The sequence below is a fragment of the Nocardia sp. JCM 34519.1 genome, assembly GCF_020361265.1.
GTDB classification, from domain to species: domain Bacteria; phylum Actinomycetota; class Actinomycetes; order Mycobacteriales; family Mycobacteriaceae; genus Nocardia; species Nocardia arthritidis_A.
Genome location: NZ_JAIRBR010000001.1, coordinates 80,954 through 105,797 on the forward strand (window position 1 = coordinate 80,954; position 24,844 = coordinate 105,797).

Annotated in this window: 26 protein-coding genes; 8 read left to right on the plus strand and 18 right to left on the minus strand. The window is 66.2% G+C overall.

From position 1 onward, the window contains the following. Positions 1-8 precede the first annotated feature (8 nt). From LGY53_RS00405 to LGY53_RS00420, 4 genes are all read right to left on the minus strand, one after another. On the minus strand, positions 9-1,499 hold the full coding sequence (locus LGY53_RS00405) for a short-chain fatty acid transporter (protein WP_225724627.1): 1,491 nt from the start codon (positions 1,497-1,499) through the stop codon (positions 9-11). A gap of 158 nt (positions 1,500-1,657) precedes the next feature. Continuing rightward, a complete protein-coding gene (locus tag LGY53_RS00410) occupies positions 1,658-2,206 on the minus strand; it encodes a hypothetical protein (RefSeq protein ID WP_225724628.1) in 549 nt (182 codons plus the stop codon). A 288-nt stretch (positions 2,207-2,494) separates the two neighbouring features. Continuing rightward, positions 2,495-2,908, minus strand: a complete 414-nt coding sequence (locus LGY53_RS00415) for a hypothetical protein (RefSeq protein ID WP_225724629.1) — start codon at positions 2,906-2,908, stop codon at positions 2,495-2,497. Between the two features lie 289 nt (positions 2,909-3,197). After that, on the minus strand, positions 3,198-3,830 hold the full coding sequence (locus LGY53_RS00420; protein ID WP_225724630.1) for a TetR/AcrR family transcriptional regulator: 633 nt from the start codon (positions 3,828-3,830) through the stop codon (positions 3,198-3,200). A gap of 119 nt (positions 3,831-3,949) precedes the next feature. Between LGY53_RS00420 and LGY53_RS00425 the strand changes: the two genes are divergently transcribed. After that, positions 3,950-5,371 carry an AarF/ABC1/UbiB kinase family protein gene (locus LGY53_RS00425; RefSeq protein WP_225724631.1) on the plus strand — a complete coding sequence of 474 codons (1,422 nt, stop codon included), beginning with the start codon at positions 3,950-3,952 and terminating at the stop codon, positions 5,369-5,371. Here the strand turns inward: LGY53_RS00425 and LGY53_RS00430 are convergent. Genes LGY53_RS00430 through LGY53_RS00470 form a run of 9 tightly spaced genes read right to left on the minus strand, consistent with a single transcriptional unit; the run spans position 5,290 to position 13,723 of the window. Beyond that, complete coding sequence (locus LGY53_RS00430) at positions 5,290-5,895, minus strand: hypothetical protein (protein WP_225724632.1); 606 nt, start codon at positions 5,893-5,895, stop codon at positions 5,290-5,292. The genes LGY53_RS00425 and LGY53_RS00430 overlap by 82 nt on opposite strands. 20 nt (positions 5,896-5,915) lie before the next feature. Continuing rightward, entirely contained in the window at positions 5,916-6,872 is a 957-nt protein-coding gene (locus LGY53_RS00435) for an MlaD family protein (RefSeq protein WP_225724633.1), read from the minus strand. Next, positions 6,869-7,921, minus strand: a complete 1,053-nt coding sequence (locus LGY53_RS00440) for an MlaD family protein (protein WP_225724634.1) — start codon at positions 7,919-7,921, stop codon at positions 6,869-6,871. The genes LGY53_RS00435 and LGY53_RS00440 overlap by 4 nt, the downstream gene beginning before the upstream one ends. Continuing rightward, the gene (locus tag LGY53_RS00445) at positions 7,918-8,997 is read right to left on the minus strand and encodes an MlaD family protein (protein ID WP_225724635.1); all 1,080 of its coding nucleotides are present in this window, start codon (positions 8,995-8,997) and stop codon (positions 7,918-7,920) included. The genes LGY53_RS00440 and LGY53_RS00445 overlap by 4 nt, the downstream gene beginning before the upstream one ends. A gap of 3 nt (positions 8,998-9,000) precedes the next feature. Next, the gene (locus LGY53_RS00450; protein ID WP_225724636.1) at positions 9,001-10,002 is read right to left on the minus strand and encodes an MlaD family protein; all 1,002 of its coding nucleotides are present in this window, start codon (positions 10,000-10,002) and stop codon (positions 9,001-9,003) included. Next, positions 9,990-10,982 (minus strand): MlaD family protein, encoded by a 993-nt coding sequence (locus LGY53_RS00455; RefSeq protein ID WP_225724637.1) that lies wholly within the window; start codon positions 10,980-10,982, stop codon positions 9,990-9,992. Before LGY53_RS00455 ends, LGY53_RS00450 begins: the two co-directional genes overlap by 13 nt. Then, positions 10,979-12,007: an MlaD family protein gene (locus tag LGY53_RS00460; RefSeq protein WP_225724638.1), complete on the minus strand. Its 1,029-nt coding sequence runs from the start codon at positions 12,005-12,007 to the stop codon at positions 10,979-10,981. Before LGY53_RS00460 ends, LGY53_RS00455 begins: the two co-directional genes overlap by 4 nt. A 4-nt stretch (positions 12,008-12,011) precedes the next feature. Next, positions 12,012-12,878 (minus strand): ABC transporter permease, encoded by an 867-nt coding sequence (locus LGY53_RS00465; RefSeq protein ID WP_225724639.1) that lies wholly within the window; start codon positions 12,876-12,878, stop codon positions 12,012-12,014. Then, positions 12,875-13,723, minus strand: coding sequence for an ABC transporter permease (locus tag LGY53_RS00470; RefSeq protein ID WP_225724640.1), 849 nt, complete (start codon positions 13,721-13,723; stop codon positions 12,875-12,877). Before LGY53_RS00470 ends, LGY53_RS00465 begins: the two co-directional genes overlap by 4 nt. 276 nt (positions 13,724-13,999) lie before the next feature. Between LGY53_RS00470 and LGY53_RS00475 the strand changes: the two genes are divergently transcribed. From LGY53_RS00475 to LGY53_RS00495, 5 genes are read left to right on the plus strand one after another with little or no spacing between them, the layout of a single operon-like run. After that, the gene (locus LGY53_RS00475; protein WP_225724641.1) at positions 14,000-14,758 is read left to right on the plus strand and encodes a nuclear transport factor 2 family protein; all 759 of its coding nucleotides are present in this window, start codon (positions 14,000-14,002) and stop codon (positions 14,756-14,758) included. Then, positions 14,755-16,233 (plus strand): cytochrome P450, encoded by a 1,479-nt coding sequence (locus LGY53_RS00480; protein ID WP_225724642.1) that lies wholly within the window; start codon positions 14,755-14,757, stop codon positions 16,231-16,233. Before LGY53_RS00475 ends, LGY53_RS00480 begins: the two co-directional genes overlap by 4 nt. Next, positions 16,230-16,451 carry a ferredoxin gene (locus tag LGY53_RS00485; RefSeq protein ID WP_225724643.1) on the plus strand — a complete coding sequence of 74 codons (222 nt, stop codon included), beginning with the start codon at positions 16,230-16,232 and terminating at the stop codon, positions 16,449-16,451. The genes LGY53_RS00480 and LGY53_RS00485 overlap by 4 nt, the downstream gene beginning before the upstream one ends. A gap of 37 nt (positions 16,452-16,488) precedes the next feature. Then, positions 16,489-17,355, plus strand: a complete 867-nt coding sequence (locus LGY53_RS00490) for an oxygenase MpaB family protein (protein ID WP_225724644.1) — start codon at positions 16,489-16,491, stop codon at positions 17,353-17,355. 32 nt (positions 17,356-17,387) lie between these two features. Next, complete coding sequence (locus LGY53_RS00495) at positions 17,388-18,218, plus strand: hypothetical protein (protein WP_225724645.1); 831 nt, start codon at positions 17,388-17,390, stop codon at positions 18,216-18,218. A gap of 4 nt (positions 18,219-18,222) precedes the next feature. On the opposite strand, the gene LGY53_RS00500 is transcribed toward LGY53_RS00495, so the two are convergent. From LGY53_RS00500 to LGY53_RS00510, 3 genes are read right to left on the minus strand one after another with little or no spacing between them, the layout of a single operon-like run. After that, positions 18,223-18,498 (minus strand): 2Fe-2S iron-sulfur cluster binding domain-containing protein, encoded by a 276-nt coding sequence (locus LGY53_RS00500; RefSeq protein WP_225724646.1) that lies wholly within the window; start codon positions 18,496-18,498, stop codon positions 18,223-18,225. Next, positions 18,483-19,829: an oxygenase MpaB family protein gene (locus LGY53_RS00505; protein WP_225724647.1), complete on the minus strand. Its 1,347-nt coding sequence runs from the start codon at positions 19,827-19,829 to the stop codon at positions 18,483-18,485. Before LGY53_RS00505 ends, LGY53_RS00500 begins: the two co-directional genes overlap by 16 nt. 1 nt (position 19,830) lies before the next feature. Further along, positions 19,831-20,844 (minus strand): oxygenase MpaB family protein, encoded by a 1,014-nt coding sequence (locus LGY53_RS00510; RefSeq protein ID WP_225724648.1) that lies wholly within the window; start codon positions 20,842-20,844, stop codon positions 19,831-19,833. A 52-nt stretch (positions 20,845-20,896) separates the two neighbouring features. On the opposite strand from LGY53_RS00510, the gene LGY53_RS00515 reads away from it, so the two are divergent. Both LGY53_RS00515 and LGY53_RS00520 read left to right on the plus strand, forming a co-directional pair. Next, positions 20,897-21,541 (plus strand): TetR/AcrR family transcriptional regulator, encoded by a 645-nt coding sequence (locus LGY53_RS00515; RefSeq protein ID WP_225724649.1) that lies wholly within the window; start codon positions 20,897-20,899, stop codon positions 21,539-21,541. Between the two features lie 137 nt (positions 21,542-21,678). Further along, complete coding sequence (locus tag LGY53_RS00520) at positions 21,679-22,545, plus strand: alpha/beta fold hydrolase (protein WP_225724650.1); 867 nt, start codon at positions 21,679-21,681, stop codon at positions 22,543-22,545. Between the two features lie 75 nt (positions 22,546-22,620). On the opposite strand, the gene LGY53_RS00525 is transcribed toward LGY53_RS00520, so the two are convergent. Together LGY53_RS00525 and LGY53_RS00530 are read right to left on the minus strand one after the other, a co-directional pair. Beyond that, entirely contained in the window at positions 22,621-23,556 is a 936-nt protein-coding gene (locus LGY53_RS00525) for a hypothetical protein (RefSeq protein ID WP_225724651.1), read from the minus strand. A gap of 77 nt (positions 23,557-23,633) precedes the next feature. Continuing rightward, entirely contained in the window at positions 23,634-24,797 is a 1,164-nt protein-coding gene (locus LGY53_RS00530) for a serine hydrolase (protein WP_225724652.1), read from the minus strand. Positions 24,798-24,844: the final 47 nt, after the last annotated feature.

The window sequence follows — 24,844 nt, forward strand, 5'->3', positions numbered from 1 at the left end:
GGTTCGGCTCAGGGGAACGGCAAGGTGTGTCCGAGCACGGTGACCAGTACGAGCACCACCGGGAAGCAGACCAGGAACATCACGAAGGTGTAGCCCATGATGTGGCGGGCCTTGAGGCCGAGGATGGCCAACGTCGGCAGCATCCAAAACGGTTGCAGCAGATTGGCGCTCGCCTCGCCGAGGTCGTAGACCACGACCATCCAGCCCTGGTTCACCCGCAGCTGATTGGCCGCGTCCAGCACATAAGGCGCCTCGATCACCCACTTGCTGCCACCGCTCGGCACGAAGATTCCGAGCACACAGGAGTAGAGGCTGATCACCGCGGGATAGAGGTACCCATTGGTCAGGCCGACCAGCCAACCGGCGATCGACTTGGACAGGCCCGTGTAGGCGATCATGCCGAAAATCCCACCGTAGAGCGGGAATTGGAGTAGCACGCCGGAGGCCGCCGGTGCGGCGTCGCGCACCGAGGCCACCAGGTTCGACGGCCGCCAGTGCAGCAGCAGGGCCAGCAGGATGAGGATCATATTGATGGTGTTCAGATCCAGGGCGTTCAGCGCGCCGCCCTGCGCGTGCTGGAAATACCGCACCAGGTACCACAGCCCGAACAGGGTCAGCAGCACGCTGAACAGCGGGCTGTGCTCGAGCCAGTCGCCGGGCCGCCGCTGGCCGCTGTCGGCATTGTCGTTGCGCGTCAACGGTTTCAGCTCGACACCGAGATCAGCCGCCGACTTGACGGCGGCGCCGGTCGGGGTGATGAACCAGGCCACGGCGACCGCGATCACGAACACCACCAGGGTGGCCACGATGCCCTGCCATCGGAAGATGGTCTCCGACAATGGGATCAGGCCGCTCCCCCGGCCGGCCTTGATGACGTCCTGCACCGCTTTGGGGCTGGATCCGGCGCTGGCGACCTGCAATGCTGCCGAACCCGAGAGTCCTTGTGCCCATACGGTTCCCAGGCCCAGGAAGGCCATGGCGCCCACCGCGCGATAGTCGACGCCGCGCAGGATCCTGGCGATCTCCCTGGCCAGGATGGCGGTGAAGATCAGGCTGAACGCCCAGTTCAGATAGGCCGTGATCATCGAAATGGCGGCGGTGAAGGCGATGGCCGCCCGCGGCGACCTCGGCACCCGTGCGAGCCGTTCGATGACGCGGGCCACCGGCGGCGATACCGCCACCGCATAGCCGCCGATGATGATCATCGCCATCTGCAGGGTGAACTGGATCAGGCTCCAGAATCCCTTACCCCAGGCGTCGACCAGGCCGAATCCGCCGGTCGCCGCCGGATCGCTCGGTGTGCCGACGAGCGGAACCCCGGTGCCGAGCCCGAGCGCGACGATCAGGAAGGTGCCGACGAGCACGAAGCCGAAGGCATCGGGCAGCCAACGCTCGGTGAATGCGGTGAACCACAACGCGATTCGGGCCAACCGGCCCTCGCCGTCCGCATCCGGCCGCGGCCGCTCGTCCGTCGCAGCCACCTCTGGCACCGGTGCCATGCGAACCTCCACTCAGTCGTACCTCACATACCGATCGAGCAGGCTATGGCATATTCCACTCCCGGATACGGGGATTCCAGTTTTTTCATACTGGTCACCCCGTTTTGCTTCGGGTGCAGCTCAGAAGTACTGCCCGGCATTCCACTGCCGCACAAGCTTCATACCCCCGGTGGCCGAGGCTGATCGGCCATATGGTCATCGGCCGCCGCCCGCAGCGCGCGGGTCACCGATTCCGCGCCGCGCTCCGAGATCGCCAGCCCTATGTCGAGATAGCTCTGGAATGTCGGGGCGCTCTCGCCGAGTAGCAACCCAGACACCTTCTGACGGTTGGCGACGTGCAGCAGCACGGCGGTTTCGTCCGGATCGGTGTCGGCACTGACGAACTTGTCGAACCGCCACTCCCTGGTCATGATCGATCCGGTGAAAACCACTCGGGCCGTGGTGATCACGGCTTGCCCGTCATCGATCGGGGTCTGTAATTCCGGCCCGGGAACATACTGACCGCGATAGCTCCCGGCGCGGTACCACAGCCCCTTCGCGATGCGCACGCTGACACCCGAGGACCGGCCCGCATAGTATCCGCGCTGCCGACGCGGCTCGATCAGCCGCGCGGCACAGGACCACAACGCGGACTCACCGCCCCTCAGCTTCACGCCGTAGCCGATTCCGCCACGGTCCCGGAGGGCTTGGACCACAAGGGCAACCATGCCATCGAGCCGATCCTGATCTGCTTGCCATCGAGCCAGTTCATCGTGGTAGTCGCGCGAATCCGGAAGCCACCATTGCCAATCGGCCGGGGGCGGCGGCCACCCCGGATCGGGCCGCCACCCATCCGGGGGTACGAATCCGCGCGGCAACGGCCATCCCGGAGGTGGATTGAAAAGCCAGGACATGACGGCTCCCCTCGGTCGGAGTCCTGGAAAGCGCCCTATTCGAGACCAATAGCGTAGCGGCGCTATCCGATTCGGGATGGCGTTCCTGCCGAAGGCCGGGATTCAGTTACCGGGCGGCGTTATCCGCACGGTCGCGCCGGTCCATGTCACGACCATCGGGCTCTTTGCCGGGAAATCGGCCGTATCCTCCTCACCGATGTAGAGATCGATGTGGTTCTTCCCGCCGAGCCCAGGGGTGAACTCGTCGTCGATAACCCATTCCGGCGCAGTGAATTTCGCGCAGATATCCGCGGCGGGCGCCGAACCGCCGTCGTCGACACCACACGATTCCAGCCGCACATGACTCCCGCGGGCGACCTCATCCGCCGCCGAACTGGCGAACGGCCGCAACCGCGCCCCCGACGCACTCTTCGGCTCGTCATCGAGCCAATACCCGACGTCATGCGACCAGTTCAGATACCTCTTCGGCGCGTCACGGGTGATCCGCCCAGCCCCCTCATCGTGCACGGCCTGCACGAAACTCCCCGGAAACGCCCCCAATTCGACCTGCCCACCGGAACATTCAGCATCCCGACACCCCGTAACCGATACATCCGCATCACCGTGAAACGACTCGACCGCCGTGTAATACACCGTCACCGTCCACCCCGCCTCACCCACGGCCTGCGGCGCGAACACCCCCGACCAAACCACCCCAACCCCCACAACCCCCAACCGAAACCCGTTGTATCCCATAGCCAACCGATACCACCCCAACCATTAGCCCATCATGAATCCTTCCCACCGATGACAACCGGCATAGGTATCAAACCGGGCCGGGGTCCACTGATGCGGCGATGATCGGGGGGAAGTAGGTGCCGGCGAACCAGCGGGCGTGCTCGTCGGTGTCGATCGGGAGGGCGTCGCTGGGGACCATGAGGAGGGAGGCGGCGACGCGGACGAACATTTCGGCGGCGCGCAGCGCTGCGTCGAGCGGTAGCGAGTCGTCGGTGATGGCCATGGCGATGGCGGCGCGCACCGGTTCCATGGATGCGACATGGTCGATAAGGAAGGACGTCAAGGTTTCGGGTTCGAATTGGCGCAGCGCGGCCACCAACGGGTGGCGGCGGGATTCGCGGACGCCGAGCACGAACGCTTCGACCGCCTTGTCCGCCGCGGTCTCCTTGGTCAGCACCTGGCCGCTTACCCCGACGAAGAACGACACCACCTCGCGCACCACGACCTGGCGGACGATCTGATCCTTGTCGCCCAGCCGCCGGTAGACGGTGGGCCGCGACACCTTCGCGCGGCGGGCGATATCGCCGACCGAGGTGCGCCGGAAGCCGTGTTCGATGAATTCGGCACGGGCCGCATCCAGCAAGCGGCTTTGTTCGGCGTCGATGGCGAGCAGCCCCGACCCGAAAATCCGGCCGACGACGTCGCTGTTCTGGTCCGTCACGGTTGAAAGATTAACGTCCGGTGAATGGTTCCGGCCTAGCACGGGTGAGTCAGTGAACGATTTTTGCCTCATTGGTCGCATCCCTCCGGGTGACGCGTCATACTCGGGCGGTGGCGAAGATGGCACGAACGCGCGCCGGCCGGGCCGCGAAGCTGGGCGGCTTGGCGGGCACACAGACCGTGCGGCTCGCGGCCGGCAAGGCCGCGGATCTGGTGCGTTCGCCGGAGCGCGTCGATGAGGCGGAGCGGCTGCGCAATGCGCTGCTGGCCGAGCGATTGGTGGCGGTGCTCGGGACGATGCGCGGCGCCGCGATGAAACTCGGGCAGATGCTGTCGCTGGTCGACCCGGGATTCGTGCCGCCGGAATATCGCGACCTCTTCCAATCCACCTTGGCGACATTGCAGGACAACGCGCCCAGGGTGCCGTGGACGGATATGCGTGACCATCTGGAGAGCGAACTGGGCGGCGAACTGGCCACGGCATTCGCCGAATTCGAGCGTGAACCGATAGCCGCCGCATCGATCGGCCAGGTGTACCGGGCCCGGCTGCTCGACGGCCGACCGGTCGCGGTGAAGGTCCAGTACCCCGGCATCGAACAGGCGGTGCTGGCGGACCTGAAAAATCTGCGCACGCTGCTGAGCGTGTATCGGTTCGTCCATCCGGCGCTGGACACGGCGGCATTGGCGGACGAGTTCGAGGCGCGCATCCGGGAGGAGTTGGATTACCGCATCGAGGCGCGCAATACGCGGCTGATGCACGAGGCGTATCGCGACCATCCGTTCATCCGGATACCCGAGCTGATCTGCGCACTGTCGGGGCAGCGGGTGCTCGTCACCGAATGGCTTTCGGGCAAGCCGCTGCGCGAGGCCTATGATTCCCCACTGGACGAGCGCAATCGTATCGCCGAAATCTTGTTCCGATTCTATTGCGGCGCACCGTATTCGATGCACTTCTACAGCGGCGACCCGCATCCGGGCAACGCCGTGCTGTGCGACGACGGTTCGGTCGGCTTCCTGGATTTCGGCCTGTGCAAGGCCGTGCGCGCGGATGTCGCGGCGGCGGAGTTGACCGGCTTGCGCGCCGGGATCGACGGCGATGTGGCGCGGATCGTCGAACTGATGCAGGCACGCGGATTCGCCACCGCCGCACAGGTTTCCGACAAACAGGCCTATGAGGTATTCCTCCGGTTGTTCGGCTGGTATCTGCGCGACGGGCTGACGGAGTTCGGCCCCGACCTCGCCACCGACCTCGTCGCTCTGCTCGGATCCGCGCCGGAGGTGTCGCTGCGCCCGTTCAATCTGCCCGCCGAGCACGCGTTGCGGGGCCGGGCGGAACTGCAACTGGTCGCGATCCTCGGCCAGTTGCGACCGCACACGAACCTGCACATCGTCGCCCGCGAGTGGATCTTCGACGACGAACCGCGCACCGAACTCGGCCGGGCGCACCGTGATTGGGTCGGTCACCGCACCGGTAGCGCACCGTCCATGCCGCCGACGTCGGTGAGTTTCCAGCCGGAGTCGCGGTCGACGGTGACGTGGTAGGTGACGGTGGTGCGCGCACCGTCGGGTGTCTGGGCGCTCGTGGTGTCGACGTCGAGGAAGACGTCCACCTGATAGCTGCTTCCGGATTCCGAGAGTACCTTGGCGGCAATGGGTTTCGCGGTGGACGTCCATCGCAGCGGGGTCAGCAGTTGTTGCAATGCCGGTCCGGTCGCGTCGAACTTGGCGGCCAGCTGGGATGTCGTATTCGCCTTCAGCTTGGTCATCCATGCGGGGAAGTTCTGGTAGTCGATGGTGGATGCCCCGAGGGCGTAATCGGTGGCGACCTGCTCGGCATGCCGCCGATCGGCCGCGGCGGCGTCGCGGTTGTGCAGGTCGCTCCGGGCCGACCACCACAGCACGGCGAAGATCACGGCGGCGGCCGTCGCGACGGTGATCGCGAGACCGCGCAGGACCGTGCCCACCCGGATCGAAACCGTTCGCGATCCGAGCGCGACGCGACGGCCGACCAGGCTACTCGAATCTGGTTCGGGTGCAGCGGTTTTCGGGTCAGCGGCAACTGTCATGGCATCCTCCGGGAAACGGATCAACGGACAGCGATCCGCAGGCGAACGGCCCCGGTGTCGGTGCTGCTCAGGGCCTGCGAAATAAGCGCGCTCAGGTCGATGGTGTGCAGCACCCCGGTGGCGGACGAGGTCAGCGGGGCCAGCACGGGGATGAGGGGGCGCACCTCGGGCCCGATGCGGTCGAGGCGTGCGGCGAGCTGATCGAAGAACGGAACCAGCCCGGTGCCGGTTTGGTAATCCTCGGGAAATCCCTTGCTGCGCATCAGTTTCTCCAGCGCGTCGACGACATCGCGGACGCGGCCGCCGAACCGCCCCCACTGCGGTCCGCCCGCCTCGAGTGACGGGCCGAGCCAGTCCATATCCGCGCCGATGGTCTGCAGATCGGTGAGCATGGTCCGCAGCTGGGGCTGGCGGCCGAGCAGGGTGGCGGCCAATAACTCCGCCGCCCGATTCAGCTGGGGCAGAGCCGATTCCACTCCGGATGTCCCTTCGGTGAACGTCCGCACCAGCTCGCCGACGGCCTGTGGGTCCAGCTGGCCGAGCAGATCGGTTGCGGCCGTGGCCATCTCCGGGATCGATAACGGCGATCGCACCTGGTGCGTATCGATTCGGGCGCCGTCGGTGAGGTAGGGCCCGCCGCCGGTGGGTGGGGTGAATTCCAGATAGGGTTCGCCGAGCGCGGACAGATTCTCGATGCGCAGGATGCTGGCGGCGGGGATCCGGTAGGTGTCCTCGACGCGAAGCCGGACCCGCACCGCATGTTCGACGGTTTCGACCCCGATGACCTTGCCGACCGGAACACCCGATAGCAATACCGGAGAATGTTGTTGCAGCCCACCGGAATTCGGTAGATCCATGGTGAGGTTCAGATAATGCCGGAACCAGTCGACGCGGACGACGCCGAAGGTGAGGTAGCTCGCGCCGAGCACGAACACCACGGCGATCGCACCCAGCGACAGCACCGATCGCCACCTCATCGCACCACTCCCACCATGCGCAGCGCCGCGATGATCGAGGCCATCCGCTCGTCCCGTGACATCGAATCGGTGGCCGCGGTACCGACATTCGTGATGTTCACCTTCGGCCCCTGCTCGACGAACGGCAGGATCCGGTCGCGCAACAGGCTCACCAACCTGTTGAGATTCGACGGTGCGTTCAGATCGAGCGGGCGATCGGTGAACAGCAGCGGCAAAAAGGCCTGTGCCGCAGCGTCTCCGGCTTGCGCGAGCGGTGCGAGCCAGGCGATGGCGTGCGCGAATCCGCCGATGGCGGAGAAGACTCCGAGCAGGTGCGCCAGCGAGGCGGTGGCATCGGTGACGCGCCGGGCTCCCTCGGGTGAGAACAGGTCCCGAACGGCGGTCGCGTTGGTGCGGATTACGTCGATATCGGCCTGCGCAGCCGCGACGAATTGGTCGACGCGATCCAAATGCGTTGCCACATCGGTGAGATCGCCGATGCTCGCCCGCGCGAGACGCGCGGTCTCGCGCGGATCGGCGGGCAGTGCGGCATTCACCTGGTTCAGGATGTCCTGCATCCGGGTGATCGCACCGCCGCGCACGAAGGTGGCGATCCCGGCCATGGTGTCCTCGACCTGAATCGCGGGCCGGGTCTGCGCGATCGGGATCGTCGCGTTGTCATCGATCGGGGCGCCCGTGGCGGGTGCGGCGAGGGCGATATAGATGTCGCCGAGCACGGTGTCCTGGCGCAGTTGGGCGGTGGTCGCGGCGGGCAGCCGGACCGAGGTGGTGATGTCGACGTCCGCGACGACGTAGCCGGGCCGGGCGCCGTCCGGATCTACCAGGGTGACGCCTGCGAGGCGGCCGACCTCGACGCCGTCGGCGACGACCTTGGCACGGGCTGGCAGATTGAGCGCGTTCGCGAACTGGATGCGCACCCGGTAGGTCGGCCCGGAAACGGTCGCGCCCGGCACCGGAATCACCGAGGGATCGAAGCCGCAGCCACCGAGCCCGACCACCGCCACGACTGCCAGCGAAACCATTGTCCCCCTGCGCTTCTCGCTTCTCATCGAGCACCTACCGATCCGAATATCAGTGCCACCAGGTCGACTGTCCGCGAATCGTCGCAGCGTCCGGGGGCCAACGCGTTCACCGCCGCACAGATCTGATCACTGATCGGTTGCGGCAGTTGAACTTTCGGTGGTATCCAGGCGAGCGCCGGTTGTCCGTCCGGCCCGGTGGCGCGGGTGAAGAGACCCGCGATCGCGGGGATGCGGTCGATGATCTGCCGCAGCGTTCCCGCGCCCGACGCCACGATTCGCGCATAGGGCACCGCGGCGTCGAGACCGCCGAGGATGGCGCCGCCGTATTCCCGGGTTATGCCGTTGACCCAGGGCAGCAGCACGCGCAGGCCGTCTACCAGCTCGGTGAGGTGCGCGAAGATATCGTTGTTGATCTGATCGAATACGCCCGGGAAGCGGGTGAGGACGTCGCGCACCTGATCCCAGTTCGCCGCGACGCTCGCCGCCAGCGACGACAGGGCGTCGATGAGGTCGCCGACCTGGGTGATCTGGTTGTCGGGTGACCGCGCGGCGGAACCGAGTTTCGTGATCACCTGATTGAACCGCGGGCCCGCACCGGCGGTGGCGGTGCGCAGCGCCTCGATGGTGTCGTGGACCAGCCGGGGATCATCACCGGCGCTGAGCTTGTGCGCGAGTTCGTCGGTGGCCCGCAGGGTTTCGGTGATGCTCTTCGGGGTGAGGGTGCGGGTGATGCAGCGGGCCGGATCCCAGCGGGCAGCGGTGGACGGGCCGGGCAATACGATCAGGTCGCGATCGGCGGCGAGGGTGTCCGAGACCGTCGCCGCTCCGACGTCACCGTGCAACGGGTATCCGGCGTCGATGCCGAAATCGACTCGGACCGAACCGTTCTCGGGTCGCACCGCATCGACGGCGCCGACAACGACACCGCGCACCCGCACGTGGCTGCCGGGATACAGGCCGATCGAATCGGGCAGCTGTGCGCAATAGTGCCGCACCGGTTTCAGCGGATCGGCCACGACCGCGTACCCGGCCACCGCGACGACGGCGGTGGCGAACACCGCGAGCAGTGATACGAGCCCGCGAGAAGCGAGGAGACGACGCACGGCTCAGCACCCCTTCCCCGGCAGCGGCACACATATCGTGGACAGCGTTGTCGCCGACTGATCGATGGTGACCCCCTGCTGTGCGGCCACCTGCCGCAGATGCGTGGTGAGACCGTCGACGGTCGTGATCATCTCGTCCAGTCGCTGCCCGAGCCGCTGCAATTCCGGTAGCGCCCTGGCGAATTCGTCCACCAGCGGTTGCAGGCTGGTGCGGTAGCCCGGTTCCAGCGCCGCGATGCGGGAAACGAACCGAATCGTCAGCGGGACAGCGGCATTGATCTCGTCGCGCTTGTCGATCAAAATCGTTTCCACCGAGCCGATGTGCCGAATCAGTCCGCCGATGGCGGATTTGCCCGCATCGATGGTCGACAGATATTCGTCGGCGGCCGAGAGGGCGGCGGCTATATCGGTGCGCTGCTTGTCGAAAATCCCGACAACGGTGTCCATGGCATCGCTCAGGCGGCGAATCGAATCCGGATTGTCGGCCAGCGACCGCCGGACAGCCGCCAGATTGCGGCGCAGCGCATCGCCGTCCACCTGTTCGACCGGTGCGGCCGCGTCCTGGAAGGTCCGCATCAGACTGTACGGCAGCCGCACCCGATCAGCCGGGATCGGCTGCGCGCCAAGTGGTTTCGATCCAGACGGTGTCATCGCGAGATAATGTCCGCCGACGGCGGTGAGCATACGAATATCGAGTGTGCTGGCGTCACCGACGAAGACCTGGTGATCCACGGTGAAGCGCATGCGCACCTGATCGGGCAGTAGCTCCAGGCCGGTGACCGACCCGACCGTTATCCCCGCCACCCGAACCTCGTCGCCGACCTTCACCGAACCGGCCTCGGACAACAACGCGGTATAGCTCGACTTGCCCAGCGGCAGAACATATAACACCCCGCACACCACCAGCAACGCCACGACGGCCAGCACACCGAGCACACCCCAGCGCACCTCCCGGCCCGAGTCGCCGCGCAGGTGACGGGTGAAACCGCTTGTCAGCGTTGACATATCGTGATCCTCCGCCCATCGATCAGCAGGGCCAGCGGCGCGGGTACCGATGCCGGGCCGTGGCTACAGATCGACGCCGCGCCCGCGCTCAGCCCATCGAGTGTCTGGAGCAATCCGGGTAGCCGGGCGAGCACATCGCGGGCGGCATCCGGGTCCGGCAGGGCGGCACGCAGGATCCGGTCCACATCGGTGTCGGCGCCCGGGCTCAGGCCGAGGCGGGCGGCGAGGTCGTCCAAGGGTTGCAGCACCGGCGGAATGGTTTCCGCGTAGTCGACCACCCCCTGCAATTTCTGCTCCAACGAGGCGAAGACATCGGCCAATCCGCTGATGATCGTGACCATATGCGGGGATCGCCCGGCCAGCGCATCCGACATCTCGCGCAGGTTGCGGATCAAGGTGGAGATCACCGTCTGCCGATCGCTGACGTAGGCCGATAGCTGCTCGATGGCGTTCAGCGCCTGCCCGAGACCGGAACCGTCACCCTCCAGCACGGCCAACATGCTCTCGGCGAAGCGGTTGATCGCATCCGGTGACACCCCGGCCAGAATCGGCTGCAGGCCGTCGAACAGGGCGGTGATATCGAAGGACGGGACGGTGCGGTCCGCGCCGATCGTCGCGCCGGATGCCAGCCGCGCGCCCGTCCGCGCGGGCGGGCGCACCTCGAGATAGCGCTGCCCGGCCAGGGTTTGGTAGCGGATGGCCAGCGTGCTGCCCTCGAAGATCGCGTGTGCCCGCTGCACGCTGAACCGCACCTTCGCGTTCGCGCCGTCCAGGGCGAGCGACTCGACCTTGCCCACCGGCAGCCCGTACATGCGCACGTCGTCGCCGGCGTGTAATCCGTTGGCATCGGTGAAGATCGCGGTATACCCATCGACCGCACCGACGACCGGACGGCGGATGACCTGCACGATCAGCATCAACAGCACGATCATGACCGCCGCGAAAACGCCTATCCGCCAAGCGAATCGGAACGAGCTCATCGGCCGCCTCCCGCACCGAGCAGGGGTACGGCGACGGCGGGAACACCGCGCAGCGCCACCTCGACATTCAGCACCGGCCCGCCGGGACCGTCGGTGAAAGCGCTGTCGAGCCGGTCGAGGAGCTGTCGAATCTCGGTGGCGGACCGCCCGGGTGCGGGCACCGTGGCGGCCAGCGCCCGCAGCAGCGGAGCCACCAGTTCCGAATAGGGCCCGAACGCGCGTTGCGCAGCCGATCCGGCGCGACCGACCGACGGCACGATCTGCTCGGTGATGATGTCGACCGACCGGTCGAACAGCGCGCGATCCTCGCGCAGCACCGGAATGTTCGAAAAGCTTTCCAGCAGTGTGACACTGCCGCCCAGCAACGAGGCCATCCCTTGGAGGGCGGAGGCGTACTGCGCGATCAGGTAGGACGGCGCGTATCGCTGACCGTCGACGACCGTGCGGGTCGTGGCCACTATCACCTGCAAAAGCGGTGCGACCGAATCCAATTCGGTGCTCAGCCGATTCAGCGACGAAGTGAGCTCGGGAGTCGCCAACTGTCCGGCCGTGGCGGCCAACTGCTCGAGCAGCCGACCCATGGTCGCATCGACGACCCGGCCGGTCGCGGACAGATCGATGACCGTCCCGTCGCGCAGCGGATGGCCGCCGGGCCCGGGCCGCAGCGCGATTCGACTGACGCCGAACAGATTTCCCGGCGAGAACCGCAGGGCGAACGTATCGGTCAATTCGGCCGCCGCCGCGGGTGTGAGTGCCAGCGTCAGCCGTTGCCGCCCCGGCGCGACGACCTCGATACCGTCGATTCGCCCCGCGGGCACCCCGTCGAGCTCGACCGCCGATCCGGCGCCGATTCCGCCCCCGATCCGCGTGGTCAACACCTGCACCCGCACCCGTCCGTCGGGCCGAGTGTGCGCGTAATGCACCGCACCCGTGCCGATTACGGCCCCGACCACGAGGGCCGCGAATCCACGCCGGAGCGCACCACCGCGGGTGATGGCGGATCCAGGCATTCCGTATCTGGGCATCGCGTCACCCCGTGAACTGAATCGAGGAGCCGACGCCCCACAGCGCGACAGTGAGCACCATGTCCAAGGCGATGATGGTGACGAAGCTGGCCCGCACCGCCCGCCCGGCGGCGATACCGACGCCTTCGGGACCACCCGCGGCGTAAAAGCCTTGGTAGCAATGGATCAGGATGATCGCGGTGACGAACACCAGCACCTTGATCACCGCGGCGATCATGTCCCAGCCGGATACGAACTGGAAGAAGTAGTGGTAGTAGACGCCGCTGGACTGCCCGTGCACCGTGACCACCACGACGGCACAGCTCAGATAGGCCAGGATCAGCGCGACCAGGAAGGTGGGCACGATCGCGACGGCCCCGGCGATCACCCTGGTGCTGACCACGAACGGAATCGACCGTAGGCCAAGGGATTCCAGCGCATCGATCTCCTCGGAGATGCGCATCGCACCGATCTCGGCGGTCATCCGGCAGCCCGCCTGCGCGGCGAAACCCACCCCGGCCGCGATCGGCGCCAGCTCGCGAGTGTTGGCGAAGGAGGAGATGATCCCGGTCAACGGACCCATGCCGAGCAGATCCAGCAGCGCGAACGCCTCGATACCCGTTCCCGCCCCCATCACGACACCCAGCACCATCAGCGTCGGCACGGTGCCGCCGCCGACGATGATCGAACCCTTCCCCCAGGTCATATCCGTGATCAACCGGACCGTCTCACCGCGATAGTGCCGCAGCGTCAACGGAATCGAGCGCAGCACCTGCCACCCGAAATCGAGTGCGAAGCCGATGCTCTCCACCGCGCCGGGAACCGCCGCGCCGACCCGCGCCGCCCGATACAGCGGCCGCACCGCCCTTGGGACGTAACCGGCGACGCTCATGCGAACCGCACCGGCAGAAACATCGTGACCAGCTGCGTCAGCGCCAGATCGACCACCGCGATCGATACCACCGACAGCACCACCGCGGCGTTGACACCGTCCGCGACACCGCGCGGGCCGCCCTTGGCCTCGAGCCCACGCTGGCATGCGACGATCACCACCAGGAAGCCGAACAGCACCGACTTCGCCAGCGACACCCAGACATCGGCGACCACGGCGAACGATCCGAAGGTCAACCAGTAGCTGCCGGATGTGACTCCCTGCGCCGTCACGGCGATGGCGTAGCCGGAGGCGATGCCGACGAAGATGATCAGGATATTCAGCAGCGGGGCCACGATCACCATGGCGACCATGCGCGGAATCACCAGCCGGTGAACGGGATTCAGCCCCATCACCCGCAGCGCGTCGATCTCCTCACGAATGGTGCGCGCCCCGAGATCCGCCGCGATCGCCGACGCACCCGCCCCGCCGAGCAGCAGACCGGTCGCCATCGGCGCGCCCTGCTTGATCACGCCCAGCCCACCCGCCGCGCCGATCAGCGAATCCGCGCCGAGCTGATGGATCAGATTGCCGACCTGAACCGACACGATCACGCCGAACGGAATCGCCATCAGCACCGCGGGAACCGCGGTGACGGTGATCAGATACCAGCACTGCCGCAGCATCTCGCGCCATTGGAAGCGGCGGCGGGCCAGATCCACGACCGCGCCGCGGACCGATTCCACGGCCAGCTGCACCGCACGCCCGTAGGTCCGCAGGCTCGCGATGCCGGTGTCGGAGAGGTTCTTCCGGAAGACGCCCGCAGCGGAGGGATGCGGTGGTGATGTCGCCGTGGGTGTTGCCATACGCCGCTCCTTCGATCAATCACTGAGACTGTAATGGCAAAGTGTCCGGCTGTTCGGGAAATCGTAAAACCAACCAGTCAGGTACAGGGCATGGAGTTTGTCCAGCTCAGATCGAACGAGCATTTGACACAGTGAGTGATCAGAGGACCGCTTCCCTCAAACCTATTCAGGCACTATTGACCTCTGTTGTTACACAGATCTAAATTTGATTCACCATTACACCCGTCGGTATCGGTCCCGGTGATCGAGCCGCCGGGGCTCGACGAAAGGCGACCGATGCGGACGCTCCATCATCTGGGCCCATCTCCCGAACACCCCCGCTACCAGGCGCTGCTGCCGGAATTCTGGGACAAGGTCGGACAGCAGCAGAAGGAAGCCGTCGATCACGGCTACCCGCTCGCGGGCCTGCTGGAGTTCGGGCAGGCGTGGTTCGGCGCCTGGGCCGCCCAGAGCCTGGACCGGCTCCGCGACTGTATGGCGCCGGACTGCGATTTCATCGACAGCTCCACCTTCCAGAACATCCGCATCGGCCGCGAGGAAACCCTCGCCAACTGCGCGGCCTGCTTCGGGGCCTTCCCGGACATGGCGTTCTATCCGCAGGACGACAGCCTGCGCTCGCTGCCCTACGGCGACTACTCGCACGGGCAGTTGCGGGTCGCGATTCCCTGGCGCGGCATCGCGCGCTGGACCGGGCCGCTGCGGCTGCCCGGCACCGACATCGTGTTCCCGCCGACCGGTCGCTGCCTCAACTTCATCGGCGTCGACCGCTACCTGCTGACCGACGACTTCCGGATCACCCATATCGATACCGACTGGGACCTGCTGTTCATGGGATTACAGCTGTCCCCCTTGGGAATTCGCACACCGCGCCTCGGGTATCTGAAGGCGGCCTCACTGGCGGCGCGGGCGGTGGTGCCCCTGGCGCGCGGCGCGGGCCGCGGCGGGACGGACGGCCATCGCCGGTTCGACCTCCCGCTGCCGAGCATCACTCGGCTCGAGCAATGGCAGGGCACCGATGCGGAGGCGACGGCATGAACCCGCACGCTCGTCCCGAAAGCACCGCCGATCGCGAGAAATCAACTCGCCGCGTCGAGGTGTTTCCCGGTGTTTCGGCCCAACCGGCCACCGTGCCGCGTCGCCGCCGTCGGCTGAGCACGTTCGGCCGGACCATCGACCCGGCGATACCGGGACCGAAGGGGCGGCCCGTCATCGGTCTGTTACCCGAATTCCGCAGGGACCCTTTCGAATCCGTGCGCGGATGGGCCCGCGAATACGGTGACGTGTTCCATGTGCCGCTCCCGGTGTGGAACCTGGTCATGGTCAATCACCCGGATCTGGTCACCGAGGTGATGAACAATCGGGAGGGCCGCTACAGCATGATCGGTCCCGGCGAAAGGCCGATCGCCATGACCGTCGGATCCGCCCTGCCGATGATGGAGGGCGAGCGGTTCCGCAAACGCCGTCGCATGCTCACCCCGATGTTCGGCCGAAAACACTTGGCGCGCATCGCCGATACCATCGTCGACGAGTTCACCCGCCGCATCGAACGCTGGGATCGTTACGCCGATACCGGTGCGATCGTGGATCTACAGCACGAGATCGCGCAGGTGACGCTGCCCGCGTTCCTGCGAGCCATGTACAGCACCCGACTGGACGATAAGCGGATCGACCAGGCGGATCACGACATCCGGTTGCTCATGCGGACGGTGGCCTTCGCGGTATTCCTCTCCGACCCGCCCAACCCGCTGCCGGTCGGCGCAAACAGCTTGCCGCTCACCGTGTTTCGGTTGACGAGGCTCGTCGATGGGCTCGTCGCGGAGCGCGTACTCCATCCGCGCGATGATACCGACCTGCTGGGGCTGCTGCTGGACATCCGCTACGACGACGGCACCGGGCTCAGCCGCCGTGACCTGCGGGCCGAACTGATCGCGCTGATGGGCGGCGGGTACGAGACGGTCGTCTCCTCCTTGTCGCACACGCTCGCCCAACTGTGCATCAATCCCGAACCGGCGCAGCGACTTTACGATGAGATCGACGGATTGGGCGGGGCCGCACCGGCTCTCGACGATCTTTCGCGGTTGACCTGGGCCAAGGCATGTTTCGACGAGGGCCAACGCCTACAGGGCCACCCGATGAACCCGCGACTGGCCATGCGCGACAGCGAACTCGGCGGATTCCACATCCCGGCAGGCACTTTGGTCGGCACGCCGGTCTACACCCTGCACCGCGACGAACGGTGGTGGAAGGATCCGGACGTCTACGATCCCACCCGCTTCACCGACCCGTCGCATCCGGCGCGACCGAATAACGCGTTCATACCCTTCGGCGCGGGTCCGCATCACTGCATCGGTTCCGGCATGGCCTATATGAACGCGCAGTTCCTGCTCGCGCTGATCTTCCAGCGGTACCGGCTCGAGACCCCGGCGGGCTGGAAACCCAAGCACGCCTCCACCTTCTCCATCACCCTCGACGGCGGACTGCCCGTTCGGATCTCCCGGAGAACGGCATGAGCCCGGCCCGCGTCGAGGTCGATCAGAACGTCTGCCAGTCGGCCGGGTACTGCATACGCACGGCGCCGACGGTCTTCGCCGCCGATGCCGACGGCATCGTCGCGCTCCGCGACGGAGACCATCTGACCACCGGCCCGATCGAAATACCCGAGGACCGAACCGAATTGGTCGATCGGGCGGCCTGGGACTGCCCGGCCGCCGCCATCACGATCAGCTGATTCCACCGCTTGCCGTGCGGCACAAGGAGATACAACGATGTTCGGTCCCGGATCACTACTCTACGAAAGCTACGGCGATCGCCGCGGCTACCTGGTCGCGCCGGTCGAAGGGCTGCTGCAATTGATGTACCCGGCCCTCGGCCGCGGTGTGGAACAACATTCGGCGTTCTACGGCGAACCACTGCAACGGTTGTTCCGCTCGGTGCCACAGATACAGGGCACCATCTTCGACGGTCGCACCGCCACCGAAACCGCCCATCGGATAAGGGAATTCCATCGCGACATCAAGGGCGCCATGCCCGATGGCAGTCGCTACCACGCCCTGGATCCGGAAACCTACTTCTGGGCGCACGCCACCTTCATCGATGCGGCCTTCCGCGCCACCGACCTGTACTTCGCCCGGCCGTACAACGCCGAGGAAAAGGCCGCGATCTATCGCGAGGGCGTGCGGTGGTGGCGCATGTACGGTCTGAGCGAGCGAGTGGTGCCGCCGACCTACGGCGACTTCCGCGACTACTGGGATCACATGCTGCACAACGTGATCCAACAAACCCCCGCGGCCACCGAGCTGGTGCGCTTCTTCCGCGAACCCGGATCGATGCCCCAACCCTGGGTGCCGCAGTGGCTGTGGCGTTCGACCGAGCCGCTAACCAGCCTGGCCTGGTTACAGGTCGGCGCGGGCGCCCTGCCGCCGGTGGTGCGCGAGATGTTCGACATCCCGTGGACGAGAGCCAATCAGCTCGCCTTCGACACCTTCCGCAAATCCGTCGCCTACACCTGGCCGGCGCTGCCTTACCGGCTGCGGATTACACCCCGGGCCCGCGCCGCCTACCGGCGCGACGGTCGGCTGGGGATCGACGCGGCCCGCCGACGCGTACCCGCCCACACCTCCGCCGCCGCCTGACCCGCCCCTGTGCGGTCGAGAAACGAGAAATCATGATCCACGAGCTTCTGGACAAATACTTCCTCGCGCCACCGGTCGATACCGTCACCCAATATCCGCTGTTCACGGTGCTGGCCTCGGCGCTGCTGGTGGTGCTGTCACTGCTGTTCGGCATCGGCCACACCTTGGTGACCAAGAGCCCGCTGTATTTCTGTTCCGCGGTGGCCGGGTGGACGCTGTATCCGTTCTTCGTCGAACCTATCGCCGACCATTTCATTGCCGTCTGGTATCCGAGCAATCACTACATCGCCGCCACCATGTTCGACCGGCCGATCCCCTGGTTCGTCGTGCTCTTCTACGCCGGTGGCATACCGCTGGTCTCCGTGCTCGCCTACGAGATCGTCCGGCACGGCCTGCCCGCCCGCTATCTGCTGGGCCTGGTCGCATTCGTCACCGTCATCGAGATTCCGATCGAAGTGGTTGCCGGGCAATTCAATTGGATGGTCTACTACGGCAATCACGCGGTGATCCTGCGGGAGCCGATCTACTGCGTGCCGCAGAACGGCGGCATGTTCGCCGTCGTCGCCTGGGTGCTGGCCTGGTTGGTTCCGCGAACCCGTGGCTGGCGTTGGGTTTTCGTGCCCTTCGCGGTCGCCGCCGTCCTGCCGGTCTTCGCGCTGGTCGCGACCTTCCCGGCTTATATCGCCATCGCCGGCCACGCGGGGCCCGCCCTCGGCTGGGCCGCCGGAATTCTGTCCACCGTGCTGAATGCCGCGGTCGTCGTCGCCTGCGTCTACTCGCCCACCCTGCAACGCCTGCGGCGCAACAGTTCCCAGAGCCGGGTGAGCGAATCATCCGCCGCGGCGGCCCCGGCAGTGGGATAAACCGCTACAGATCGATGATCAGCCGGGTGAGTGGCCCGGGTTCGGCGATGCACAGCCGCACCGTGCATCGCCCCGGGCCGGACAGGATGGATGCGGGGATCGCGCCCGAGGCGAATTCCGCTCCGAGCACGGTGGTTTCGCAGGTTCCGCAGATTCCGGTCCGGCACATCGAATCCACCGCGATACCGTGGTCCTCCAACGCTTCCAAGGCGGTCGATTCCGGTGACACCCGCACCGTGATACCTGTTCGGCGCAGTTCCAGGTTCATCGGATCGGACACCGTGCCGGACCGTCCGCGGTGCCGTCGTGATGGTCGTATGGCGTGTCACGAATCCCGGCGCGTTCGGCGAGGAGCCTGGTGATGCGGGTGTTGAGCCGCCAGGCCGGATCATCGCCGTCGGTTCTGCGCGTCATCCGCCATCGGGCGCCGGGTAGCCGGTCGTCGACCGCGCGCAACCACACGTTCGTCGTGGACGCCACGGCGGTCAGCGTCGCCCAGGGCTGAATCGGTACCGACCGCAACGGCGTGTCGGAGACCAGGGTTCGTACCAGATCCGCACTGCTGTAGTAGGCAAGCATGCCCAGCAGCGGAGCGGTCGCCCCGGCCGCCAGCCGAGTGCGAATCCCGCTGCCGCGCAAGCGTTTCGTCGCTGCACCGGCCATCGTATCGGTCCATTCCGGTGCGACTCCCGCGGTGGCCACCATGTAGTCGGACATCTCCATGCCCGCCAGCGCGGTGTGCGGGATCAGCTCCTCGGCGACGCCGAAAACGTATGCGATATAAGCCCAGTAGTGCATCGCGGCGTCGAATTGGGCGGTGCTGAACCGGCGGCCGTGTACATGGTCGAAGCACATCGGCGAGATGCCGAAGGTGACCGCGGCGCCCATCATGGTGGCATTGGAGATCGGATTGCCGTGCTGTTCGAAATGCTCTTCGCCCCAAGCCTTTCGGAGGCCGGACCGGACCTGCGCGTGCATGAGCCGGACCCGCACGGTGTCCTTGAACACCGGCGACCAGCGGTCCATACACCCCGGACGGGTGACGTTCCAGAACCAGGTCGAGGTTTCGAGATTACGCCGGTACGGGTCGTTGACGAACCGGCCGGTGGCACCGGTCGCCGAGGCCACCTCCGCGCCGACGAACGTGCCCATGAAATCCTGCACTCCCATCGCGAGCTTGCCCGCGGTGGACACATTGAGCCATAGCCGGCGCCCGTATTCCCACAGCTCCGGATCGAACCAATCCGGTGGATTGTCCAGCTGTTCGAACAGCGTCACCAGTTCCGGCGGCGGGTCGGCGATCGCATCGATGCCGTGGTCGAGGGCTCGATCGAACATCCGCCGACCGCGCGCGGTACCGATCCGGCGGAACGCGGTGACCACGCCGTCCATCGCCTCGTCGCCCTGCCAGAGATGGTCGGCCATCATCCGGGTGCGTGGGGTGTCGGCCGGGGTCGGTCGCACATCGATCCAGGGGGACAACATCTTTCGCCGCGGCGCGAACCAGAGCTCGGAGGCCGTCGCGCGCGGCGGCGGTGGACGCAGCGCCATGCCGGGCCGGTAGTAGTAGTCGAAAGGATGGGCGGCGGCCGGTGTTTCGGTGGAGTGCATCTCAGAATCCCGTCGCCTGCCGGAATCTCGTCACCGGGTCGGCGCCGAAATCCGCGTGCACCGGGCAGTAGTGCTTCGGATCGTCCCGGAATTCCGGTGCGGGCCAATACAATTCCGGCGCTTCCGGCGGTGGCAGCGTCGCGGGACGCTTCCCGGCCGCGCGTCGGCGTCCGGCACGGATGCGCGGTGCGAAGTACTTCACCTCGTCGGGGGTGATCGCGTTCATCGCCGAGAACAGGCGACAGATCTGGTCGAAACGTCGCTGGTCGCGATCGGTCCACCGGAATCCCATCGTCCGCCGGATAGCGGGATCGCACAGTCCGATCGTGACGAACTTGTAGAATCCGGATCCTGCCGGGCGAGCCACCCGCTCCCACAACGGTTTCGGCATGCGACGCAGTACGGGGAAGATCGGTACCGGCGCGTTGTCGGCGAGATGCCAGACGTCCCATGCCGCTCTGGTCGGCTCCAATACGTTCTCGCACATGTCGTTCCAGTACTCCTGGAATTCCGGCCAGCTCCGCGGCACCACCCGCATGCTCATGCCGTACATCTCGTACCACTGATACTGCTCACGCCACAGCTGCTCTTTCTGCGCCGCGGTCAGCCCGCCCATGAAAAGGTCACCCGCGCGCAGGGTCTCCATGAAGAACACCGCGTGCGCCCAATAGAAGGTGCCGGGGTCGAGGGCGTGATAGCGGCGGCCCTCGGCATCGATCCCCTTGATATCGCGGTGGTGCTCGACGATTTCCCGTGCCGTTTCCCTGGCGCGCGAGCCGTCGAAAACCACACCGAGAATCGGATACGCCGAGCGGAAAACGCGCTGATAGAACTCATCCTGGATGCGCGAGTGGAACTCGACTCCCGCGCCGAGCCCGGGATGCATATTCTGCACCATCCCCAGGAAGAGGCCCGTCGGCGCGAAGTACAGCGATCCGAAGATCTGCCAGGTCAGCGAGTCGGGTCCGAGCGGTGTCGGCTGGTGGCGGGCCACACTGCCCGCATGTAACATCATGACAATATTGTCTCGAGGTAAATAGCTCGCCTTCAATTCGCATTCGAGGGATATGGCCGCACGACGCCCCGCCGCCACGCGCAAGATCCCGCGCCAGCAACGTTCCCGCGAGATGGTGCGCCGGATCATCGACGCCGGTCAGGCCGTCCTCATCGACCACGGATATGAGGGAGCGTCGACCAATCGCATCGCCGCGGCCGCCGGCATCAGCCCGGGGTCGCTCTACCAGTACTTCCCGAACAAGGATGCGATCATCGCCGCTGTCATCGACCGATACCACGCGGAGCTCACCGCCCGCATCGGCGACAGCGTCATGGCAGGCCTCACCCAACCACCCGAAATCGCCGGTCCCACCGCGATCGCCGCCTTACTCGACGCGCTGAGCGAACACCCCCGGCTCCTGCGCGCGGTCGTCGAACATACGCCCCGGCTCGACTCCGCCCACACCGTGCACGCCTTCGAGCACCAGATCGGCGAGATCGCCCGAGCCGCCTTGCGCATGCGCAGACAATCCCTACCCGACGATATCGATGCCGACGCGACGGCCTGGCTGCTGGTGCGCGCCGTCGAACACCTCACCATCCGCTACGTCCTGGACCGGCCGCCCATCCCCCGCGACCGATTTCTCGCCGATATCACCAGGCTGATCAGCAATTTCTTCCTCACCGCGCCGCCATCGACCCAGACCGCGTGGTAATCGCGAACAAAATGCGAGCTCTTCATCGCATTCGCGTGCGGCGCTGTCCAGACCGGGCAGCGATCGAGCCGAATCGCCGATGGTCCCGGCGGCGCGGACTCCGACAGCCCGGCGGCACCGCGCCGTACCCTGCTCGAGTGGCCCCAGTCGTTCCACGAACCCTCAGCCTGCCGGACCGCGCGATATGCGTTGCCGAATACGGCGATCCGGCAGGCGATCCGGTGCTTTACAACCACGGCGTACCCGGATCGCACATCGAGGCGATCGCCTTCGACGAGGCGGCCGCCGCGGCGAAACTGCGCATTATCGCGATCGAACGTCCAGGGATCGGGGGTTCCCCGCCGGCGCCCATTCGACGAGTTGTCCAGTGGGCCGATATCGTTGCCGCACTGGCCGATCGGCTCGGGCTGGATCGGTTCGCGGTCGTCGGGGTCTCCGGCGGCGGCCCATATGCGCTCGCTTGCGCGCACAATCTGGCCGACCGCGTCACCGCGGCGGTGGTGGTCAGCTCCATCGCACCCCTCGACGATATCCCCGGGCAGCGGCGTGACGGTTTGGCGATGCTGCGGCGGTTTCCGTTCATGGCGCGACCCGTCGCCGCGCGAATGGCCGCACAGCTCCGTCAACCCGGCGGCGTCGCCACGACCATCGCCCGGATGGCGCCGATAGATCGTGCGCGGGTAGCCGCCGATCCGCGGCTGGCCACCGAACTCGAGACCAATATCGGCGAGGCATTCCGCCAAGGCGGCCACGGCTTCGCCATGGACCTGCGGTTATTGTTCACCCGCCCATGGGGTTTCCGCCTCGCCGACATCACGGTGCCGGTCCGTATCTGGCACGGCGCCGCCGACCACAATGTGCCCGTCTCCGATGGCCGTCGAATCGCAGCCCTCTTACCGAACTGTCGAATCGATATCGTCCGCGATGCCGGACACCTGCTGTTCATCGACCACACCGCCGCGATCCTCGAATCGATCCGTACCGGCGACATCGATCGGCCATAGCCGCGGGCGCTTTGGCGTACAGAAACTCCTCGGCCGCAACGGCTTTCAGGTCAGCACGCCGTCGACGTATCGGGGCTACGCCGGATCGCGCGTCGCCTGGGTGAGGATGCGGAGACCGTCGGGTTCGATCAGGAACAGCGTCGGCAGCAAATCGTCATCGACGTGTTCGAATTCGAGCACCATCGCTTCGAGCACGTACGCGGCGGGCGAGTCGGCACGCATAACGCGCAGATAGTCGTGGCAGTGGACGGCGGCGACGAATCGGTCGCCGCCGAGGATTTCCGACATCCGCTCGCGGAAGTCGGGCAGCATGATCGCCGCGGGCGGCAGATAGACCGGGGTCGACCCCTTGATCTCGAGCATTATTTCGGAATGGTCGTCATCGCCGCGAGCGAAGATGTCCAGGTTGCCCGATAGGCTTTCGCAGGCGGCATCGAAGACGTCATCGATGCTCGTCGTGTCGTCGAGTTGCGGGTGGGTCACCCACGACAAGTCCTGGGTGCCGAGATCATTGGCCGACACCTCCGCGGCGACCACGTACAACCGGTCGGGCAACAGGGTTTTGGCGACCATCTCCGCCGTCGGCGGGGTAGTACGCAGCATCGGAACCAGAACCGACTCACCGGGTACGAATTCCGCCGTACCGGAAGCGGTCTCGGGCACCTGTGTCGCCTCGTGTTGCAGCGCTTGTTCGAAGACCGCCGCGGCTATCTCCGCTGCCTGCGCCCACTGCCCCGGCTCCGGCCGCGCGCACATGAACAGCGATCCGCGCAGGTTCGGAAAGGTGCGCAGGATGAATTCCCGATCCTCGGCCGACGGTTCCCAATGCGCCGCAATAGCTTTCACCTTTTCCGGCGGTATCCGACTCGACCGGAAGACGTGGTGCCACGCTTGCCTGAAACCATCGTCGGCCTCCGACGCCACCGGTACCGCCGCCGCCTCGTTCAACCCGTCGAAATGGAATATCACCAGATTGACATTGCCGAACAGGTCGGCCTGATCACCGGACATCCAATCCCTACCCTTGCGCAAAATCGGCCTCGAGCTAGCACTTTCGTACCGCCTTCCCACCGATGGTCATACGGCGCTCATTCGCACAGGGCGGCCACGATCGAGGTCAGCGCCTCGGTGAATGCCGTCGATCCCGAATCGGGGTCCTCCCGGATCGTCACCGACATCGCGAGACGGCGGCCGCCGTCGGCGGTGCTCAACAATTCGGAGAGGTAGCCGTGGATTCCGCCGTCGTGCCCGACGACCTCGCAGTTCGGCCGCATCCGCAGCACCGCGAGCCCGAGACCGTAACCGGCCGACTTCTTCGGCACCGGAACGGGCGTGCGCATCATGTCGAGCAGATTCGGCGCCAGCAACCGGCCACCGAGCAGGGCCGTGATGAACTGGTCGAGATCGGCTGTGGTGGAGATGATTTCGCCCGCCGATCCGCCCCACGACGGGTTCAGCTCGGTGATATCGGCCAGTTCGTCTTTTCCGTCGCGCCGATAGGGGTAGTAGCCGTGGGCGTGCGGATCCGGGATGTGCGGATCCTCCCCCGGCAGCCAGGTGCTCCACAACCCGAGCGGCACAATGATTCTCCCGTAGATCTGCCATGCGTACGGTGTGCCGGTGAGCCTTTCGATGAGCAGTCCGGCGAGAATGTAGTTGGTATTCGAGTATCGCCACTGTGCGCCGGGCGCGAACCGCGCCGGTCTGGCCAGCGCGAAGCGGGCCAGTTCGGCGAGGGTGTATCCGCGCAACTTGTTGTCGACGAATTCGGCACCCCGCAACGGGATTCCGGCCTCCTCGGTGCCGTCGGGATTCGTTTCGCCGGTGTAGTCGAACAGTCCGCTGGTGTGCTGCAACAGCATTCGCACGGTGATCCGCGGATCGATGCCGTATTCGGGAAGGTGATCGCGCACCGGATCGTCGAGGCCGAGCCTGCCCTCGCCGACCAGCTGCAGCACCACGGTGGATACGAACATCTTGGTGATGCTGCCGATCCGGAACCGCCCGTCGGTCGACGGCGGCTCCGGCCTACCGATTTCGGCCACCCCGGAACTACCCGTCCAGTCCTCGGATTCGTCGTGTACCCGCAACTGCACACCCACCGCGCCCGCCGCGACGAGATCGTCCATCGCCCGCCGCAAAGCGGCACGATCGGCAAGCGGCACGGCCATCGCATCGCCACCACAAAACCCACCCGCCACCGTCACGATCGCCACGACCAGCAAACACAGACCGCCCCGAACTGTCCTCATCTTCCCTGAATCCCTTCGGGTGGAATGCGATACGCCGGTCGGACAGA